The following is a 20,359-nucleotide window of genomic DNA, read 5'->3' as shown; positions in this document are numbered from 1 at the left end:
GATCCTCCTTTTTTAACTCTTGTTGTCTTTTATGTAAAATTATGTATGCTATTTTCATGAGATGATAGTAGTTTTATTCTCCATGGAATTAGCCTGTACTTCTAACTAGGAAAAAACATGAGCAATCTACTCAAAGAAATCTTAGTATCTAATTCCCTATTTCTTACTACATGATGCACAGTATATGAGCAAACAGATGAATGGACTCCTTTTAATGTTGACTTATTGCACACGATTTCATTTATGAAATCGTTTTACAGAAAAACAAAAAGGCCTAACTTCCCTAGGGTAGAAGTTAGGCCATGGATAGACGAGCTATTAAAATAGTTTCTTCCATTTACCATTTTATATATTAATATAATAAGTTCGATCGAATAATACGAAATGAGTTCTTAGTACTTTTGATATAAAAAAATAAATTTTACCAATGACAGTAAGACATTAGTCTTACTTAGTTTATCACCGTTTTAATTTTACTGCAATATAGATAGGAGAAAAATGTGAAGTTCTGTTTATAGATTCAAACTACTCGTTGATGGCTTCGTTCCTACTTCTCTTAAATGGCTTTGGGGGAAGCTGATAATAAACTCCGTGCCTTTCCCCAAATGACTATTTACTTTGATAGATCCACCTATTGATTCTACAATATTATAAACAACCATCATTCCTAGCCCAGTCCCCTTATCTCCTTTCGTTGAAAAATAAGGTTCACCTAATCTACGAATTTGCTCCTTAGTCATTCCCTCACCTGTATCTCTAATCACTATTTCTACAGTTCTCGACGTAGATCTTACATCAATAAATAAAGTTCCTCCGTTGCTCATTGCCTCAATCGCATTTTTAAAGACATTAATTAATGCCTGTTGTAGCCTTTGTTTATTTCCTTTTATTAAAAATGGAAAGGAGTTGTACCTGATATCTACACAGTTTGCACTTGCTAGCGGCCTAATCACTTCAATTGAATTAAGTAGAACGGTTTCACCCTTTATCATATGTAACTCATTCGAATTAGGCTTAGTGAATAAAAGATATTCAGTAATAATTGATTCAGCCCGATCAATCTCACTAATTGCTATATTTATATAGCTATCCAATTTTTGTTTATCTATATCCGAATGCTTTATTAACTGAAGAAATCCTCTTACAGTCGTCATTGGGTTTCTCACTTCATGTGAAAAGCTAGATGCTAAATAGCTTACAACTTCCATCTTTTCAGACCGGATTAAACGTTCATGAAAATCTCTGTATTTTGTAATCCATTCAAAGATCATGACAAAAAAGAGAAGCCCACAAGTATGCAGGAGAATTAATCCTATGATTAAGAGCTGGCTTAAGTCTAGCTTAAATAGCCATTCTACAGTAATGATTCCTGTACCAGAGGCTACGAGACCTACCATTCCACTTAACATAATTCTATTCCGGTGAGCCAGATTAAGAAAAAGAGGGTAAATCAGAGCCGTTAGCAAACTCGTAAACGTTGCAATGATGATCGTAGCATAAACTCCATCTCCCCCGAGTAAAAATCGATAACCAATGTTAACAAACAAAAGAGTGAGAATAGCTGGCATACCACCATACAAACTAGCAATGACAATCGGGATTAACCTTAAGTCAAAAATGACTTCTTCATTGATATGTATCGGAAATGTTATACATAAAATCACAGCAATCGACGTAAATACGATCAAATTAAGCTTGTTATTACCTTCTTTTATTCGTCGATTTTTTTCTTCTAAATATAAAAAGATAGAATAACAAATAAAGATAAAAAAGAGATTAAGCACCAAGTCCTTAAAAATATCCATTAAATCTACCTCTTCCAAAACAAATAATTATATAAACCATTAAAATCAAAAAAGCCAAAATAAGGGTAGTCAAATTACTACCTCTTACTTTGGCTTAAAATTCCAGCATCTTTCTAGAGCATCATAACCATATTAAATTTATATCCATCAATCACTATTCTAACACTATAGATTTAAGGCTTTTTTTCCCTCTATCCAACACCTATGTTATAGTAGTTTGTAAAAATACACAAGATTTTAATTACTCTCTTATTCTACAGAAATCGCCATTTTTCTTATCACTTTTTCATGCTCTGGATACTCAACCATTAACTCTTTCTGACTAAATAATTCAAAATCCTCGAAATCAAAACCAGGGGCCACCATACAACCTACCAATGAGAATGTATCTTTTTCCATAACTGACGATCCAAAGATCGTATTTTTGGGCACTAAAACCTGTGGAATCTCACCTTTATCTAGATTTAATCCTAATTTAAGTTCTTGATACTCTCCATTTTCATCTATCACATGAACTGTTAAAGAGCTTCCTCCATGATAATACCAAAGCTCATCTGACTTTAGCCGGTGTAGATGTGAGATATCTTCAGATCTAAGAAGAAAATATATACTTGTATAAAGCTTCCGTTCTTTTCCTTCTTTTACCCCTGCAAGGTTTGTTATCAAATGAGTTGATTCATATGTACTTTTGAAAAAACCGCCCTCTGGGTGGGGTGTTAGTCCTAATTTTTCTATATAATATTGCGCATTTTGTATATCCATTTTATATTCCTCTCTTAAATTGATAAAAGCTCGTTTATACCTCTATATTTAGCTGTCTTTATAAACTTCGTTGACTTCTAATTCCATTATAGGCTTTTATTTACATGTTCATAACAAAAGTAAGTTGGCAATTTGTGATCACTTATAGTTAATTTGAACAATTATCTTGCATTAATTTAGACAATTTGAACATGCAACAACGTTTAAAAAAATGGTAATATTATGCCCATAGATAATTATTGTGTAAAAAATTTAAAAAATTCAAATATCCCTACCAGTTCTATTTTATAACTTTTTTAATCACTCTACAAAACTAAAATTCCAACGTGAGAGGAATGAAAAGCATGAGTATAGAGGCTTTAAATGCACGAGTACAAACGGATCTTTCTTATCTTGCCTTTGGAGGTGCAGACTGGGTTCGTCCGCTTAGTCACCCTGAGGGTCATGTCTATGATGTTATTATTATTGGCGGCGGTCAAAGTGGCCTTGGAACTGCTTTTGGCCTTTTACGTGAACGGATATCAAATATTCTCGTTATCGATGAAAATAGCGAAGGCTTAGAAGGACCTTGGGAAACTTATGCACGAATGGTAACATTACGAACGCCTAAACATTTGACCTCTATTGACTTAGGTATTCCCTCTCTTACCTTCAGATCATGGTGGGAAGCACAATTTGGAGCAAAGAGTTGGGAAAATATTAATAAGATTCCTCGAGGGGATTGGATGAATTATTTGCGTTGGTATCGTAAGGTTCTTAACCTTCCTGTAATGAATGAGGTCAAATTGAAGCTTGTTGAACCTTTGGCAGAAGGAGTTCACTGCCTCCATATTGATGGGCCAGGTGCACCATCAAAGAAGTTACTAGCTAGAAAAGTCATTCTTGCCACCGGAATCCAAGGAGGAGGAGAATGGCATGTCCCTTCTTTCATATCTGAAAAACTACCACGACAACTTTATGCACACACATCTAAAGCAATAGATTTTGAGCAGTTAAAAGGAAAGAAGGTTGCCATTTTAGGTGGAGGCGCTTCAGCCTTTGACAACGCCAACTTCGCACTTTCTGAGGGAGTAGCTGAGGCCCATGTGTTTATTCGCCGGAAGGAAATGCCGAGAATTAATCCGATCCGACAGATGGAAGTTTCAGGCATGATTGAACGTTATCACTCATTATCTGATGCTGATAAATACGCTGCTATGGCTCATTTCTTTAAGCATAATCAACCTCCAACAAACGATACTTTTGAGCGTGCGAGCTCTTGGCCTGGTTTTAACTTGCACCTTGGGGCACCATGGCTTGATGTAGAAGCCACAGATGAAGGCGCAATGGTCACAACCCCTCAAGGGACGTTTATATTTGATTTTTTAATTATTAGTACCGGTCTTCTAACTGATCCTGCCCTACGACCAGAATTAAAGCTTGTAGAACAACATATTGCTCGCTGGGAGGATCATTATCAAGCACCTGAAGAACTCGCTAATCCTGTTCTTGATGCACATCCATATCTTAGTCCGGGCTTCTCATTTATAAGTCGAGATCATGAAGGAAAAAAGAGTTTACATGGTCTTTTTGCTTTTAATTATTCTGCATTGATTAGCTGTGGGATCTCAGCTTCTGCGCTTTCTGGTATGAAATTTAGTATACCAAAACTAGTTTCAGCCGTTGCTGATCAACTTTTCCTTGATGACCGAGATGAGGTTTTGAGTAGCTTCTTTAACTATGATGAAGTTGAATTTGTTGCGGACTTATCAAAAGAGCAAATCATTAAGTAGAAGATAAAGTTTTTGAAGTATTACCTTTTAGAATACTTGAAAAGTTTACAACCAAACATAACAAGTAAACAAAGGAATCTACATTTCTATTATATGTAGTAGACTCTTACTCAGCGCGTAGTAAGTAAAAATAGAGGGAAAAATTCCCTTAATTCATAAATAGCATTGAAAATAGAACTTAAATAGAGGGAAAAATTTCTCTTATTTGACTAAAATATATGAAATTAGGTAATTTTTCTTTATATAAGTGGAAAAACTCCCCCTATTCTCCTCAAAACCAGCTCTAATCTGCAATTAGCGGAAAAATTTCCGCTTATTTCATATTGCTAAGTAGGACATGACTTTTGATTTAAAGAAGTGGGATGAAGGCGGGGTACTTATTTTGTTAGAACTCATTTAGATGCGTTCGGTGAACCCTATCACAAGTAATTTTAAGCAGTCGGTATTCTTTCGAAAAAAGTTAACGTTGATTGCTACACAGTAAACATATATTGTGTAGTAAACGACATCTTTCTTCGCCCACTTTGTGAAGATGTATACTTAAAGTAACAGGCGTTAGGTTTAAGAAGACTGTGATTTCAGAGCAAAAGGATCAGATTGTAATTATCTGATCCTTTTTTGGATTGTTTATTTATATTGCTAATCCGCTTGCTAAAACCAATGTTAATTTACCTGCGGATTAACGTTTCTCCCGCTCAACCGATAGAGTACAATAATAAAGTGTAGGGTTTTTTTAATATCTATACGCACCTTCGCATGTATTGGCTACTGGTTCGTAATAACAGTGTTGTTTATATTGTCCTGAGATAGGCTGACCATACCATGTAGGTGGGCATTCTGCATACGGGTTAAAATACCAAAGTGCGTATTTAGACGGATGTTCCCTCCAATAGTCTAAGGTGCGTTTAGCTAATTTTTTTTCTACACCTCTTGCTCTGTTATAAAAAACATTACCCTTTTGAACTGCTTCGAAAGAATAATTTCCTCCTTGTACTTGATATATAACATCGTTAATTGATTTTAAGTCTTTAAAGTCTAAACAATCTGCTTTAAGTCGGTTTACAATTACATTTCCAACCATTAGCATTCCCTGTTGTCCTTCACCTTCAGCCTCTGCCCTCATCATCCTTGCCATTATATCAACGTCTTTGTCTGTATATTTTACTCTTACCATTTTCCATCACCCTCTAAAAAATTGATTAAAAAAACCCTTAAACATGTAGAGATTGTTAAACATCCCTATTAAGGTAAGTATCATTTCTTCTTTTTAAAATATGATAATCATTTAGAGTATGTGCTAACTGTTTAACATACTTAAGGAGAATAAATAATTAAAAATAAGACCAAATTCTAGATCATTTGAATCCCACTTCAATATTTGCTTAAAAATTTTTCTGTTGATCAAAGTTAAAACCAATTGGAAATTTCACACCATAATTGAATTATGAGTGATGCTCCCTTACTTAATTAGAAAGCCAAAATTGACTAACGAAACAATCCGTTCGATATAAAAGGATGAAATCTTTAAACATGAAAAAGTTACAGCAAACTTCAGAATTTGTTAATTCCTTTAAAAACTTAAACTTAATCTTTAGTTTTTATATTTTTTTGACACCAAACCATTGATATAATCAATATAAAACGTTTTCAAAATCCTCATAGATTAGGAGAATACAAAATGGAAAACATCACAAAACCTAATAAACCTATAGTAAACCATATTTATACAGCAGATCCTTCTGCACATGTATTTGAAGGAAAACTATATATTTACCCATCACATGATTTGGATCATAACGGCCCTTCGAATGATAATGGTGACCAATATGCAATGGAAGATTATCATGTCCTTTCGATGGATAATTTCAACTCACCTTGTATCGACCATGGCGAAGTACTTCATCTACGCGATATCCCATGGGCAAAGCAACAACTGTGGGCACCTGATGCTGCTTATAAAAACAATACCTATTACTTATTTTTTCCAGCAAGAGACAAAGATAATATTTTTCGAATTGGTGTAGCTACTAGCACAAAACCTGAAGGTCCATTCACACCACAAGATAGCTATATTCCTGGCAGCTTTAGTATTGATCCAGCAGTTTTAGTTGATGAAGATCAAAAGGCATATATGTACTATGGCGGTCTTTGGGGTGGTCAATTGGAGAAATGGCAAACTGGTACGTTCGTTCCAGATGCTGAAGGGCCAGCTGAAAATGAGCCTGCATTAGGACCAATAATCGCTGAATTAAGTGAAGATATGTTAACGTTTAAAGAAAAACCACAAGAAATTTCTATTGTTGATGAAGATGGAAATCCAATTCTTGCTGGTGATGAGGAAAGAAGATTTTTTGAAGGTGCATGGGTCCATAAGTATAATGGCAATTATTATCTATCATATTCAACTGGGACAACTCATTCGATTGTCTACGCGATTAGTGAAAAGCCAGAAGGTCCATACATTTACAAAGGTAAAATTCTCACTCCAGTACTAGGTTGGACGACTCACCATTCAATTGTTGAATTTAACGATAAATGGTATTTATTCTATCATGACTGCTCACTATCTGGTGGTGTTAATCATAAGCGTAGCGTGAAATACAGTGAACTTAAATATAATGAAGATGGTACGATTCAAACGATTGAATATAAATAATAAAGACACAATCATTTCCTAGGCTTAACTCACCTCGAGTTAAGCCCTTTTTCATATGTTTCATTGTGAGTATTGTTTTAACCATTTTCAAAGAAAAAAGGAAAGATTTCTCCTCTCTTCGTGCGTTCTCTGAAGCAACTATAACTTTCATTTGTTTATTTATGAATATGTATCACTATTCATCATCGACCTCACCATCACCAACTTCATCCTCTTCTTCTACTTCTTCAATCTGTTCGTCTTCCTCTGGAGCCTCATCATTAGCACATCCTACAAAAGAGAACATAGAAAATGCTAACAAAAATAGTAATAGTAACTTTTTCATGTTTACACCTCCTTTTAAAATAGTTTTCCCTGCTCAATCTGTTTATATGTAGGATGCGGTTTTTGAGAGATTTGCGTAAAATTATAGCTAATTTCTTTTTTATCTCCTGAAAATAAACATCTTTTCTCTTATGCCATACACAACAGTATCCCTTTGAAATGGTGTTGCGGGAGGCTTATTCTCTTCACTAGAAAAAGAACCTCCCTTTGCAGAGAAGCAAAAGAAGGTTCCAAATTCTTTTATTAATTCGGTTTTTCATACACTTAGTTAACTTCTAAAGTGCTTAAACTAGGAGTTTAGCACACCAGTTCAGAAAAGAGCCTTAATTTAATAGTTTTATTCTCTTTCTTAGAATAAAGATCACACCAGATCCTATGATTAATAATAATACTCCTAATGCTAATAAATTATATTGATTGGTTGCTGTATTAGGCAATTCATTACCATCTTTAGGATCTTCTGTACCCGGATCCTCAGTACTTGGGTCTTCCGTGCCTGGATCCTCAGTTCCTGGATCTTCTGTGCCCGGATCTTCAGTTCCTGGATCACCTGTGCCTGGATCCTCAGTTCCTGGATCTTCTGTGCCTGGATCCTCAGTTCCTGGATCTCCTGTGCCTGGATCTTCAGTTCCTGGATCTCCTGTGCCTGGATCCTCAGTTCCTGGATCTCCTGTGCCTGGATCCTCAGTTCCTGGATCTCCTGTGCCTGGATCTTCACCATCGCCAACTACACTTGTGTAGTATGCATTTACCTCTTCATTAGAAAGAACTGAGTTATTATAGATGCGTAAATCATCCATTAATCCTTTATATGGAGTATCCCAGTAGTTAACACCTAAAGCAAATACACCATCAGTTGTTGTAAATAAATTCGGGAAATCTTGTCCGTTAAATGCTTCCTCACCGTTAACATAAACAATAATATTACCATTGTCCACAGTAAATGTTAGATGAGTCCACTCATTCGTTGGTATTTGCGTACCCGTAGTAGCGTCATACCAAGGATCACTTCCTGACCACACCATTGTTTCGCCTGCACCTGGGCCAAATGGAACTAGGCTTAGCCAATTATTATTGGTTCTTCCACCAAAGAATGTTGTAGTATATTGTGTTAATTCCTCTGGCTTTAGCCATAGTGATACAGAATAAGAATTGCTTGAGATTAAGCCATCTGGTAAACGAACTCCAGACGTACCGTTAAAGACAGCAGCTTTACCAGTAATTCCTTCTGCATATGAAATGCTACCACCAGTATTATCAATAAAATTCCCAGTAATTGTTCCATCAGTATTATTTTCTGTTACATCTGCAAGATTTTCCTCAAAGTCATAATTTGCTGTTAATCCATCTGGATTTTGATAAAGTGACTGCACTTCAACTTCTGGTAAAGAAATTCCATCATACACACGAACCTCATCCATTAATCCTTGGAAAGGAACATCCCAGTAGTTAACACCTAAACCAAAGACTGCATCTATTGAAGTAAATACGTCTGGAAAATTACTTCCCGTATACTTTGCCTCACCATTGATGTAAAACACCACATTACCTTTATCAGCAGTTAATGTTACATGTGACCACTCGCCAACTGGAATTGTTGTGTCTGTGACAGCATCATACCATTGTTCTCCATTATGAGACCAAACCATCGTATTGCCCCATGATGTCTTTGGTACAAAGCTAATCCAGTTGTTTTCAGTTTCCGCTCCAAAAAATGATGTTGTAAATTCCGTAATTGCCTCTGGTTTCAACCATAATGATACAGAGTAAGTATCACCAGTAATTAATCCATCAGCTAAACGCAAACCTGACTTTCCATCAAACTTGGCCGCTTGTCCGACTACACCATCTACAAGAGTAATCTCTCCACCTTGATTATTAATTCGATCTCCAGTGACTGTCGCATCAGCTTTATTCCCAGAACGATTTTTAAATCCGTTACTGAAGTCATAAAAAGCTGATAGTCCGCCTTCTTCTTCAGCTAGCACTGTCACTGTAATCGATAGAGTTTCTGTTACGTCACCTAACGTAATCGTTGCTGTTAAATCAACAACAGCATCTTCAGATCCGAAGCTTGGTCTTGTAACAACTCCTTCAGTAGATACTACCTCAGGGTTAGAAGACTCCCATGAAATCACAGTTCCTCTCGTTGCTTCTGTTGGTAGTGTTAAATTACTTATCACATTAGATGGGAAAATAGTACTTAATTCTTGTTTAATAGCCTGTACTAATTCTTCATCTGATGTTGCGTCCACATGACTACCCCAGATAACAATTCCCTCATTTGACATTGCACTAAAAGTCATAACCCAACTCTCAGAAGTAGGGTCATATTGACTAATAAATACACCATCATACGTGCCCTCATTATCAATTGTTAATTCGGCTCTATTATTATCGTAAAGCTTCCATGTTCCCGTTACAGATCCCGAGATTGTTTGATCAGCATTTAATTTAACCCATGTTGATTCAGTTAGATCACCCGTAATTTCTTTGCCATGATTAATGAATTTATAATCTCCAAGAACATTTGCTTCTGAAACAGTCTCTATCGTCTCACCAGCATAGCGATATGGAGTTGGCACCGGCCATTTTTCACTGTTCTTAAAGGCTTGATGTACACGTACTTCATGCATCTCACCTTGTCCAGGAAAACGAGTATGTGTAACAAAAAACTCTTTACCAGCTTCTGAATCTATAAAATATGAATTATGTCCCGGAGATTTATAACCAGTTCCTATTCCAGTACCTGGCTCACCAAGATCTCTTTTAAATAAAAAGTTTCCGATCATTTTGTTACCAATATCTTTATGATCATCATTTCCTGGGAAGTTACCTACCCCAAGATCAAATGACTCAGGAAAAACAGCATCATTTCCTTCTGCATCCACATAAGGACCTTCAATGTTTTCCGATCTGAATTGTCTCATTTGATAACCGCCGTCAGACGCTAACCCACCGTAGGTAATATATAAATAGTAGTAACCGGCTTCTTTATCATAGACTGCATAAGTACCCTCAGCAGACCTTCCATATCCAGAAGCAATTTTCGTACCAAAATATCGGTCAATCATTCTTCCGTCTTCTGTTTGACCATCTTCACCAGGGTACATTGGTTGTCCAGTTGCTTTATCCAATTCTAAAATAAATGTACCACCAGACCAAGAACCGTAAGTCATCCAAAGCTTACCATTTTCGTCATAGAGGATATTTGCATCAATCGCATTTGTATAAAGCTTATTATTAAATGCACCAGATGAAGTAAACCATTCCGGATTAACCTCTTTAATGACACCTTCGTCAATAAGATCAGATATATTTGTATTACTCCAGTGCTTATTTACAGTACTATTACGATCATAAGCCTCTACGTTTGTGAAGCCTGAGTATATAATTGTATCAACATATTCAAATGGACCTTCAATGTCCTTTGAAACCGCAATACCAATTGCAGAACGAATATATGTAGATGAAACACTATAGTACATCATGTAAGCACCCTTTGTTCCATCTTCGTTCAGATAATCCTTGTTCCAGAAAATATCAGGAGCCCATACAGCATAGCCACCAGTACTGTCTGAATCATCTTCACCAGCCCATTCAAAAGAACCTGCTAGATTTGAAGATAAATCCCCATATAAAGTATTGTTCGGTGTAGAATAACCATTAGTGAAATTTTGCCAGTTAATCAAATCTGTTGATTTAGCTGCAGCAATGTGTGAACCAAATACATAGTAATTCCCAGTCTTATGATCTTTAATAATTGACGGGTCATGCACTGAAGCGTTTTCAAAAGTGAGAGCTTCAGCTTCACCAGTTTGTTCAGAACCAAGTGTGTTACTAGGTAAGAGTGACATTAACATGAAGAATACAAGTGTACATCTTAATAAGGAACTTTTATTCATTTAACCTTCTCCTTTTAAAAGTGTATTATGATAGCGCAATCATTTCTTCTCACCCGAGGTTTCTATACATCTATTATTTAGATGTTTGAACCAAAGATTTTTAGCACACAATATCAAGGTTATCTCCTACACATCCCTCCATTTTTTAACACGTACTTACAAGTTTGTAATTCACTTAACAACTCATTAAATAAGTTGCTATTAAATTAACAATACTATAAAACTTTTATATTCTCAATATATATTCTTATCATTTTAAACTTCTACAAAACTCAACATAATTAGTACGTACCAATTAAACGACACTTATTAAACTAATTTATACGTATAATTTGTTAGTGGTTAAGCCAAATTATATTAATAAACAAAAAACCCCTTATCCAATTGGACAGGGGCGTTTTATCATAATTTTACGCTGAAACAGGTTAGATTAAGGCAAGAAGAAATAGTGACACTTCTATTGGTTTAATATCAATTTTGATGTACTATACTTTTGCTTTTTCTTCACTGCATAACTTACTAATCTATTTCGGAAAGATACACATCAATAAGTGCTTTCAGCTCATCCAAATATAATTTCGCCATTCGACTCAACTGTGTTTTTTTATGTACGACCCAACCCACTGTAATGATTTCCCCTTCTTCAAGTGGAACGGGTATGATATCTGAGCCATTCAAATCCGAACTTAAGATTCCAGTCGAAATCGTATAACCGTTCAATCCAATCAATAGGTTAAATAATGTTGCGCGATCACTCACTTGAATACTTTTTTTACTGGGAATGGTACTAAAAATTTCTTCCGAATAGTAAAACGAGTTAAACTCTCCCTGTTCGAAATTAAGGCGTGGATAATCCTCTAAATCTTCTAAAGAAACAGATGACTTTTTCGCAAGTGGATTCTGAGAACTTACAAAAATATGAGGCTTTGCTGTAAATAGCACATGAAAGTCTAATCCTTGCTCTTTTAACAGCTGCAACATGACTTTTTGGTTAAAGGAGCTTATATATAAAATACCAATCTCACTACGTAGATTCTTGACATCTTCAATAATTTCATAGGTCCTTGTTTCCCTCATTGTAAACTGATATTTATCTTCCCCATACTTTTTTATCATCTCGACAAATGCATTTACAGCAAATGCATAATGCTGTGTTGAAATTGAAAAAAGTTGCTGAGAAGGAGTTGTATTAAAATAGCGGCGTTCTAATAGATCTGCTTGCTCAACTACCTGCCGTGCGTATCCAAGAAATTCAGCTCCATCTGAAGATAATGTGATACCTGTTGATGTACGAGTAAAAATAGTGATACCCAATTCCTTTTCAAGCTCTTTTATAGCTTTTGATAAAGTAGGTTGGGAGATATATAATCTGCGGGCGGCCTCATTAATAGAGCCACACATTACCACTTCAATAAAATATCTTAATTGGTGCAACTTCATTTTGAGTCCCTCCTATTCTTTCCTTTTAAATTTTTATTCGTTATTCTACCCCTAACTCCAGAAGAATTCAATAAAAACGAAGATTCAAATATTCCTAGATATTAACCTATAAATTAAATATACAGGTTACCTTTAACGGACTTTACGTCACCTTTGTCTTTAGCTTCTGTAGTGTATCCGATTTATTCACACTGAGTAAAAATCAATTTCACAAAAAATGATGTATTAATGTACAGTGTTATAGCTTTTAGTTATAACGGCTAATTCCTTTTATCAGTTACACTATAGCACTTTAATCATGATAGGATACTAACAACAAAGAAAATAATATGAAAAGGAGAATTACAAATGCAAATAGTAAATAGTTCTAAAAAAAGTTTAACTGTATTTCGTGCTGATCAGGTTGGTAGTTTATTACGGTCAGATAGAATTAAAAATGCACGTTTAAAAAATGCCTCTGGAGAAATTTCAGCTGCTCACTTAAGACAAATTGAAGATGAAGAGATTGAAAGAATCGTTCTTAAACAGAAAGAAATTGGTCTTAAAGCAGTGACAGATGGAGAATTTCGAAGAGCTTGGTGGCACTTTGATTTCCTAGAAAATTTAGTTGGTGTAGACGGTTTCTGGTCAGGAAGCGGTATTCAATTTCAGCAAAAACAAACAAAATCTCGTGCAATAAAAGTAACAAATAAGTTAGACTTTGGAACTCACCCTATGCTAGAAGATTATAAATATCTTCATCAAGTAGCTGGAGAGCATATAGGTAAATTCACGATTCCTAGTCCGAGTATGCTTCATTTTCGTGGAGAGATTGATAAGTCAATCTATCAAGATGAGGAAGAATTCTTTGAAGATTTAGCCAAAACATACAAAAAAGCGCTACAAGCTTTCTATGATGCGGGTTGTCGCTATCTGCAGCTTGATGATACTTCTTGGGCTTACTTATGCTCAGAAGAACAAAAGGAACAACTTCGAGCAAAAGGAGTAAATCCCGATTATTTAATCAAAATGTATTTACATACGCTCAATAAAGCACTAGCAGATCGACCAGCTGATTTAAAAGTAACCATGCATATTTGCCGCGGAAATTTCCGCTCTACTTGGATTTCTTCTGGTGGGTATGAACCAGTTGCAGAGCAATTATTTGGCCATTTAAATATCGATGGTTTTTTCTTAGAATATGACAACGATCGTTCTGGTGGCTTTGAACCGCTTCGTTTTGTAAATAGAGGAGATTTAAACATTGTTTTAGGCTTGATTACTTCCAAATTCGGTGAACTTGAAAGCAAAGATCTTATTAAAAAGCGAATTGAGGAAGCGTCACAATTTGTTGATTTAAATCAATTATGTTTAAGCCCTCAATGTGGGTTTGCATCAACAGAAGAAGGTAACTTATTGACTGAAGAACAGCAATGGGCAAAGCTTCAGCATGTTGTTGAAATTTCTGAGGAAGTATGGAAATAACAAAGTCAAATCTATAAATAACCCTAGGTCGGAGAGTCCATTCCCTCGATTCACTCGCGGGCTATCGCATGGCTTTTCGGAAGCCTCCTCTCCTGCTTTTACGTCAATTTGCTATTCAACTAAAAACATAATCATTAGATTTATTTGCTAGTTAAGAAAGTAAGTAGGAGGAGGAGGAATGGTATGCGTATTGTGCAGGCTTCTCAGGTTGTTGCTGAAAGTAAGTTTAATAAGTTTCATTTGTTAGTTTTTCTATGGTGTTTCTTTGCCATTGCCTTTGATGGTTTTGATATTGCATTATATGGCATAGGGTTACCACTAATGATGGAGGAATATCAATTAACTCTGGTTGAGGCAGGTGCGATTGGTAGCTACACGCTTGTTGGGATGATGTTAGGTTCATTCTTACTTGGATCGCTTTCTGATATTATTGGACGAAAGAAGATATTAGCGATTTGTATGTTCTTATTTAGTGTTTTTTCTCTATTAGCTGGATTGGCACCAAATGCCACTATCTTTACAATTATGCGATTCATCGCAGCTCTTGGAATGGGCGGATTAATGCCAGCTGTTATTGCCGTAATGACAGAATACTCTCCTAAAAAAAATCGAGCAATGATTGTTGCAGCCATGTATTGTGGCTATTCAATAGGAGCGATTATAGCTTCACTTACCGGAATGTTGTTAATGGAAAGTTTAGGATGGAGATTTTTATATTGGCTAGGGATTATCCCCCTAATTACTCTTCCATTGTTTCTTAAACAATTTCCGGAATCGTTATCTTATTATATACTTCGCAACCAAGGAGAAAAAGTTTCTAGTATTCTAAACAAAATTGACCCTAGGGGGAACTATCAAGCAACTGATGATTATGAGTATGTCAGTTTGAAGGAACGTGCCAAAGGATTTCCTGCAAAAAAACTATTTTTAAACAATCGAGCGGTTAGTACATTTGCTTTTTGGACAATGGTATTTAGTTGTTTACTTATGATTTATGGCCTAAATACCTGGCTTCCAAAAATCATGCAAAATTCCGGATATGGAATTACATCAAGCTTATCATTTATCCTGGTATTAGGAATAGGACAAATCGTTGGATCTTTATTAGGTGGTTACTTAGTAGACCGGGTGGGTCATCGAAAAGTTCTTTTATTTATGTATTTAATAGGAGCAATTTGCTTTGTCTCTCTAAGTGTTACATCTAATATTCTTTTGTTATATGTCTTGATTGCACTTGGTGGTGCATGTACAGGTGGAACCCAAAACCTAATAAATCCTTATATATCTGAATTTTATCCACAAGAAATTCGTACAACAGGCCTTAGCTTAACAGTTGGGGTTGGTCGAATAGGAGCAATTTTGGCACCTTTGATCATCGGTCTTTTGTTAGCGACCAACTTAGAACCACAACATGCGTTCATGGCATTTGCCGTTCCGAGTATTATCGGGGGAATAGCTCTTTTAATAGTTCAAGAGAAATATGGTAGCTTTGATCGAATAGTTAAAACAGCTTATAGCTATCCGAAGACAGAAAAAAAGAGTGTTTAATCATAGTATAAATAGTTAGTATTAATAACTCCCCTTTTCGAGAACAGGCTAATACCTAATTCGATTAAGGGGATTTTTTCATCTGTCTATATAGATTTTTTTCGCTTATTCTATACTCCACTCATCTTCCTATGATTTCTTACAAACCTTTTTAAAATAAAAAATCGAAAACTTCCAAATTACGACAAATTATATACAATTGTCCCTAGTACAATTACAATATAGGTAATAAATGGAATATTAGAATTCTCAGGGGGATAATGGGGGGATATATATCGGATACGCTGTTGAACAATCAATGGGAGAAATTAAACATTCACACAAAAAATCAGTTAAATGGTTTAGAAACTGGAAGTATGTCACAGCAATTATTATATTAATTACTGCTCTCATTATCGGAGCTATTAGTTATTATCAGGCAACTCATTTTAATGCGAAAGTTACGATTAACAATATAGCGGTCAATGGAATGACTGCTATGCAGGCTCTAGAGAAATTGCAAACATCTGTTTTAACAAATGATGTCTATATTAGGGAGAAACATATTTTAGACGGAAACGATCTACAGATGGAATTTACCGAACATGATTTACCAGAAGTCAAAAAGTTATTAAAAAGTCAGTGGACATTTTGGCCCTCGTCCGAGCAAACAAGTTACTTGCTATCTCCAAGCAAGCAAGATCAATATCGAAGTGAAACACTGAAAAATCACCTAGAACGAACACTCAACTTAATGAATCTGAATCTAAAAGCTCCTACAGATTCAAAGGTCACTCTAGAGAATGGTAAAATTGTCGTGTCAAAAAGTGTTGATGGCGAACAACTTGATGTTAGCAAATTATTAACTGAATACGACAAGCAGGATTATACGAGTGAAATCCATCTAAATCCTATCTATTTACAGCCGAATAAGGAAGACAGTGAGGTTGTATTAAACCAAGAGAAAAAGCTACAAGCATTTTTACAGCATACCGTTGAGTATAAAGTACAGGATAAAGTGCATTCATTAAAGGCTAGTGAACTTATAGAAGACGCCCACTTATCTGAGGATTTAAAGGTCTTGATAGACAAACACTCCATTGATAAAAAAATTGCTGAAATTAATGAATCACAATCTACACTTGGAAAAGATTTTACCTTTAAGACTCATTCCGGCTCGGTTATTTCGGTGAAAGGGCAAGGCTATGGTTGGGCACTTGATGTAGAAAAAGAGTCACAACTGATTCTACAAGCGTTTAAAAAAGAAGAAACAACCATTTCTGCTTCAAATACTTATGGAAACGGCTGGAGCAACGAAGGGTATGGGTATGAAATAACTGATAATAACGGTATTGGTGATACTTACGCTGAAGTATCCATTGCAGAACAACGCATTTGGATTTATAGGGAAGGAAAATTAGTATTAACCACCAATGTCGTCACTGGCAAACATAGTACTGGTGAAGATACATCGCCAGGAGTTTGGTATATCCTCTTCAAACGTTCACCCTATACACTCTCAGGTAGTTCGGTGGGCAATCCTGATTATTCAATTGAAGTCGATTACTGGGCACCTTTTACTAACAGTGGGCAAGGCTTCCACGATGCGAGCTGGCGTACGAACTGGTCCAGTAATGCATATCTTACTGCAGGTTCTGGTGGCTGTGTCAACGTTTCTCCTAGTGTGATGAAAGCTGTGTATGATAATCTCAGAGTCTATGACCCTGTCGTTGTTTACTAGAGCGTTTTTAGAAATGAAAATCAGGAAATCGATAGTAGATTTCCTGATTTTGTTATTTTATTATATTAAATTTAAAACTGAGCTCTGTGGTCTACTTATTCCCATAAGGCAAATTATTCGAGCTCCTTTAAATATAAACTGAGCGATGAATGAGTGCCTTTGATGATCACATCTTTTAGTATTTTTGAAAGCGCACCACTGTAGACTAGTCCATTATCTCCATAGGCAAATAAGAAAAAGCAGTTGGGGAACTCTTCATATTTTCCAATAAGGGGTAATCCATCATGAGTACCTCCATAAAAAGCTCCTAAATAGTATTCAGGATGAACCTGAATGTTTGGAAAGAATTTGTTAAATTCTTCGATAAGCTTGTCTTTTTTATGGATAATCTTAGAATCACGGTCCTCCGGATACGTCGTATTATCATCTAATCCACCAATGATAATCCGATTGTCTTTCGTTGTCCTCATATACATATAAGGTCGTGCTGTTTCCCATATTAAAGTTTGTTTATACCAATCTGTGAACTCCGTGACCGGATTAGTTACCACTGAATAAGCACTAGTAATAAGTGCGTTTTTTTCCTTTTTAAATTCTAATCCCTCATAACCGGCAGCAATAATCACCTGACCAGCTTCAATAGAATGGCCATTTTCAGTGTAAAATGTTGCTTTATCCTTCTCTAATTTCTTGCCCGTAATATTTGTTTGCTCATAAATAGAAACACCTTTTTTATGTGCTTCTTTTAAAAGGCCATGATTGTATTTAAAAGGATTAAGCTCACCATCATCATACGTATAAAGAGCTAATTCCTTACGAAAAGGATAACGTTCACTAATTTGAATCTCAGATAGTAAATCCACCTTAAAGCCATGTTTCTCCAGATAGTGATGCTCTTTTTTCAGCTTCTCTACCCCATGTTTGTCACTAGCAAAATAAAGCGAATCTCTACGGGTAAATTCCGAGTCAATCTCCATGGACATCGATTGCTTTTCAATATCATTTATTGCCTCTTCACATAGTTTTGTATGTAAGATTGCTTTGTCCTCACCAAAGGAATTTACTAATTCGAATAACATCTTATCTCCCAAATACTGAAGAAGTGCTGTATTGGTACTTGTACTACCTTCTCCAATCTGACGTTTATCTACTACTACCACATCTAAATCTGCTTCACTTAAATAATGAGCACATTGAGCACCCGAACTTCCACCACCAATTATTAATACATCGCATTTTATATCTTCCTCTAACATAGGATATGTAGGCTTGTTAGGAAAGGTTGTTGGCCAATAAAACTTACCACTTTGTAAGTCCATCACATCCATCTCCTTAAAATAATGATTTTTATAGTATTGCCTATTTTATATATAAAATGTTGTAACAATATTGATAATTTGAAAGGACCCGTCATGTAGAAAATTAGACAGGAAACACAAATTCTTTTTTTTAAGTGTAAAAAACAGATGAACGGGTAATTAAAAAGTAGGTAGAAACATATCAATACAGGAGAGTCTTTGTATGTCTAATAATTTATTTACTTCATCTGCTACTGCTTTTGGCGGGAGAGAAGGTCATGTCAAATCTTCAGATGGTGTTATTGACATTGACCTAGCAATGCCAGGAGGTCCACGCGCTAAGGAACTGTCAAACGCTACGATCCAGAACAACTTTTTGCGGCAGGTTATTCAGCCCATATGAAAAGGATCAGATGCTCTGTCACCCTTTAACCAATTCTTCCATGATTCGGTTCGTCCTCGCACCAGTGACTCCAGTACTTGGGCACGAGTTATTACTATCTCCTGTTAAATCAGAAACAATCGTTTCTACAAGAGGCTGATGGACATGATGCGGCCGTACAAAATTCCATTGCTCTTTTCCATTAGCAGTTGTTAAAACAATAGGGTCATCTCCAAAGGTGGAAAAGGTAATACTCCCCTTACTACCGACAATTTGATTCACATCTCTATCCTCAAAAGCAGAAAAACACCAATTCCCAAATCCATGGATTCCAGATTCGAACTGATAGATACCTGTAACAATATCCTCTGCATGATAATAACCCGCTTGATTTGAAGCAAATCCTTTTGTCTCTTTGATCGGTCCAAGTAAATAATCTAATATATCTAATGTATGACTGGCTAAATCAAAAAACAGTCCCCCTCCGGACAATTCAGGTTGAACCCTCCATGGGAGATTTTTCAAGTTTTTAAATTCTTCAGTAGCTTTTTGATATTGTGTTGTTGATACGAAACGGATATCTCCGATCACTTTACTTTCCAACAGCTCTTTAATCTTAACAAATCTCGGCTGTGCCCTTCGATAGTATGCCTCATATAAAGGAACATGAGCAGCTTTACAGGCTGCAATCATTTCATTGCATTCTGCCCAATTAAGTGCCATTGGCTTTTCAACATAAACAGGCTTTCCTGCCTTTGCAACTTTAATTGTATATTCTTTATGTGAACCAGGAGGTGTTGCAATATAAACAGCATCTACATCAGGGTCGTTAATTAGTGCGTCAGCATCATCATACCACTTCGGAACATTATGTCGTTCCGCATAGTCTCTAGCTAGTTCACCCGTTCTCCGCATCACGGCAACTAACTCTGAATTTTTAACCTTTTGGAATGCTGGCCCTCTTTTCACTTCTGTTACATCTCCACAGCCAATCATACCCCAACGGACTTTATCTAGTTTCATGATTATTTCTCCTCTCTTGTTAGAAACTTTATCTATTTTCACTTTAGCAATAAGATTTTATTTTTACTATGAATATCAAGGAGAACTCTTAAATTTATAATTACTATATACAATTATAAGTATGTTCCATTTTTTGTTAAAATAAGGTATACCCTACTAAAATAAGAACAATCAGATAAAGAGGAGGTATTTTTTATTAAAACAAAAGTAAATGATCACTTTATTTATTTCTTTATAGAACCTAATGTCATTTTTGTAAA

13 protein-coding genes and 1 pseudogene are annotated in these 20,359 nt (G+C 35.7%); 6 read left to right on the top strand and 8 right to left on the bottom strand.

Annotated features, from left to right (window positions below):
- Window positions 1-512: 512 nt before the first annotated feature.
- Complete coding sequence (locus tag BK579_RS02110; protein WP_078543301.1) at window positions 513-1,805, bottom strand: ATP-binding protein; 1,293 nt, start codon at window positions 1,803-1,805, stop codon at window positions 513-515.
- A 249-nt stretch (window positions 1,806-2,054) separates the two neighbouring features.
- Complete coding sequence (locus BK579_RS02105) at window positions 2,055-2,567, bottom strand: cupin domain-containing protein (protein ID WP_078543300.1); 513 nt, start codon at window positions 2,565-2,567, stop codon at window positions 2,055-2,057.
- 344 nt (window positions 2,568-2,911) lie between these two features.
- Between BK579_RS02105 and BK579_RS02100 the strand changes: the two genes are divergently transcribed.
- On the top strand, window positions 2,912-4,339 hold the full coding sequence (locus BK579_RS02100) for a flavin-containing monooxygenase (RefSeq protein ID WP_078543299.1): 1,428 nt from the start codon (window positions 2,912-2,914) through the stop codon (window positions 4,337-4,339).
- 733 nt (window positions 4,340-5,072) lie between these two features.
- Here BK579_RS02100 and BK579_RS02095 read toward each other — a convergent pair.
- Window positions 5,073-5,513: a cell wall hydrolase gene (locus tag BK579_RS02095; protein WP_078543298.1), complete on the bottom strand. Its 441-nt coding sequence runs from the start codon at window positions 5,511-5,513 to the stop codon at window positions 5,073-5,075.
- Window positions 5,514-6,017: 504 nt separating this feature from the next.
- Here BK579_RS02095 and BK579_RS02090 point away from each other — a divergent pair.
- On the top strand, window positions 6,018-6,995 hold the full coding sequence (locus BK579_RS02090) for a glycoside hydrolase family 43 protein (RefSeq protein WP_078543297.1): 978 nt from the start codon (window positions 6,018-6,020) through the stop codon (window positions 6,993-6,995).
- 175 nt (window positions 6,996-7,170) lie between these two features.
- Here the strand turns inward: BK579_RS02090 and BK579_RS25400 are convergent, their stop codons facing one another.
- From BK579_RS25400 to BK579_RS02080, 3 genes are all read right to left on the bottom strand, one after another.
- On the bottom strand, window positions 7,171-7,320 hold the full coding sequence (locus tag BK579_RS25400; RefSeq protein WP_169891035.1) for a hypothetical protein: 150 nt from the start codon (window positions 7,318-7,320) through the stop codon (window positions 7,171-7,173).
- A 322-nt stretch (window positions 7,321-7,642) separates the two neighbouring features.
- A complete protein-coding gene (locus tag BK579_RS02085) occupies window positions 7,643-11,224 on the bottom strand; it encodes a LamG-like jellyroll fold domain-containing protein (protein WP_078543296.1) in 3,582 nt (1,193 codons plus the stop codon).
- Window positions 11,225-11,743: 519 nt separating this feature from the next.
- A complete protein-coding gene (locus tag BK579_RS02080; protein ID WP_078543295.1) occupies window positions 11,744-12,664 on the bottom strand; it encodes a LysR family transcriptional regulator in 921 nt (306 codons plus the stop codon).
- A 348-nt stretch (window positions 12,665-13,012) separates the two neighbouring features.
- Between BK579_RS02080 and BK579_RS02075 the strand changes: the two genes are divergently transcribed.
- The 3 genes from BK579_RS02075 to BK579_RS02065 all read left to right on the top strand — a co-directional run bounded on the left by BK579_RS02075 (window position 13,013) and on the right by BK579_RS02065 (window position 17,396).
- The gene (locus BK579_RS02075; RefSeq protein ID WP_078543294.1) at window positions 13,013-14,128 is read left to right on the top strand and encodes a 5-methyltetrahydropteroyltriglutamate--homocysteine S-methyltransferase; all 1,116 of its coding nucleotides are present in this window, start codon (window positions 13,013-13,015) and stop codon (window positions 14,126-14,128) included.
- Between the two features lie 183 nt (window positions 14,129-14,311).
- Window positions 14,312-15,676, top strand: coding sequence for an MFS transporter (locus BK579_RS02070; protein ID WP_078543293.1), 1,365 nt, complete (start codon window positions 14,312-14,314; stop codon window positions 15,674-15,676).
- A 298-nt stretch (window positions 15,677-15,974) separates the two neighbouring features.
- The gene (locus BK579_RS02065; protein WP_078543292.1) at window positions 15,975-17,396 is read left to right on the top strand and encodes a L,D-transpeptidase family protein; all 1,422 of its coding nucleotides are present in this window, start codon (window positions 15,975-15,977) and stop codon (window positions 17,394-17,396) included.
- A gap of 113 nt (window positions 17,397-17,509) precedes the next feature.
- Here BK579_RS02065 and BK579_RS02060 read toward each other — a convergent pair whose 3' ends face one another.
- Window positions 17,510-18,715 carry an NAD(P)/FAD-dependent oxidoreductase gene (locus BK579_RS02060; protein WP_078543291.1) on the bottom strand — a complete coding sequence of 402 codons (1,206 nt, stop codon included), beginning with the start codon at window positions 18,713-18,715 and terminating at the stop codon, window positions 17,510-17,512.
- Between the two features lie 202 nt (window positions 18,716-18,917).
- Between BK579_RS02060 and BK579_RS02055 the strand changes: the two are divergent.
- Window positions 18,918-19,090, top strand: a pseudogene (locus BK579_RS02055) (Organic hydroperoxide resistance protein OhrA); the annotation flags it as partial.
- 25 nt (window positions 19,091-19,115) lie between these two features.
- Here BK579_RS02055 and BK579_RS02050 read toward each other — a convergent pair.
- On the bottom strand, window positions 19,116-20,099 hold the full coding sequence (locus BK579_RS02050; protein ID WP_078543290.1) for a Gfo/Idh/MocA family protein: 984 nt from the start codon (window positions 20,097-20,099) through the stop codon (window positions 19,116-19,118).
- Window positions 20,100-20,359: the final 260 nt, after the last annotated feature.

Source organism: Litchfieldia alkalitelluris (assembly GCF_002019645.1).
Classification (GTDB): Bacteria; Bacillota; Bacilli; order Bacillales; family Bacillaceae_L; genus Litchfieldia; species Litchfieldia alkalitelluris.
Note: the sequence above shows the minus strand (reverse complement) of the source record. Positions and strands in the feature narration are given on the sequence as shown.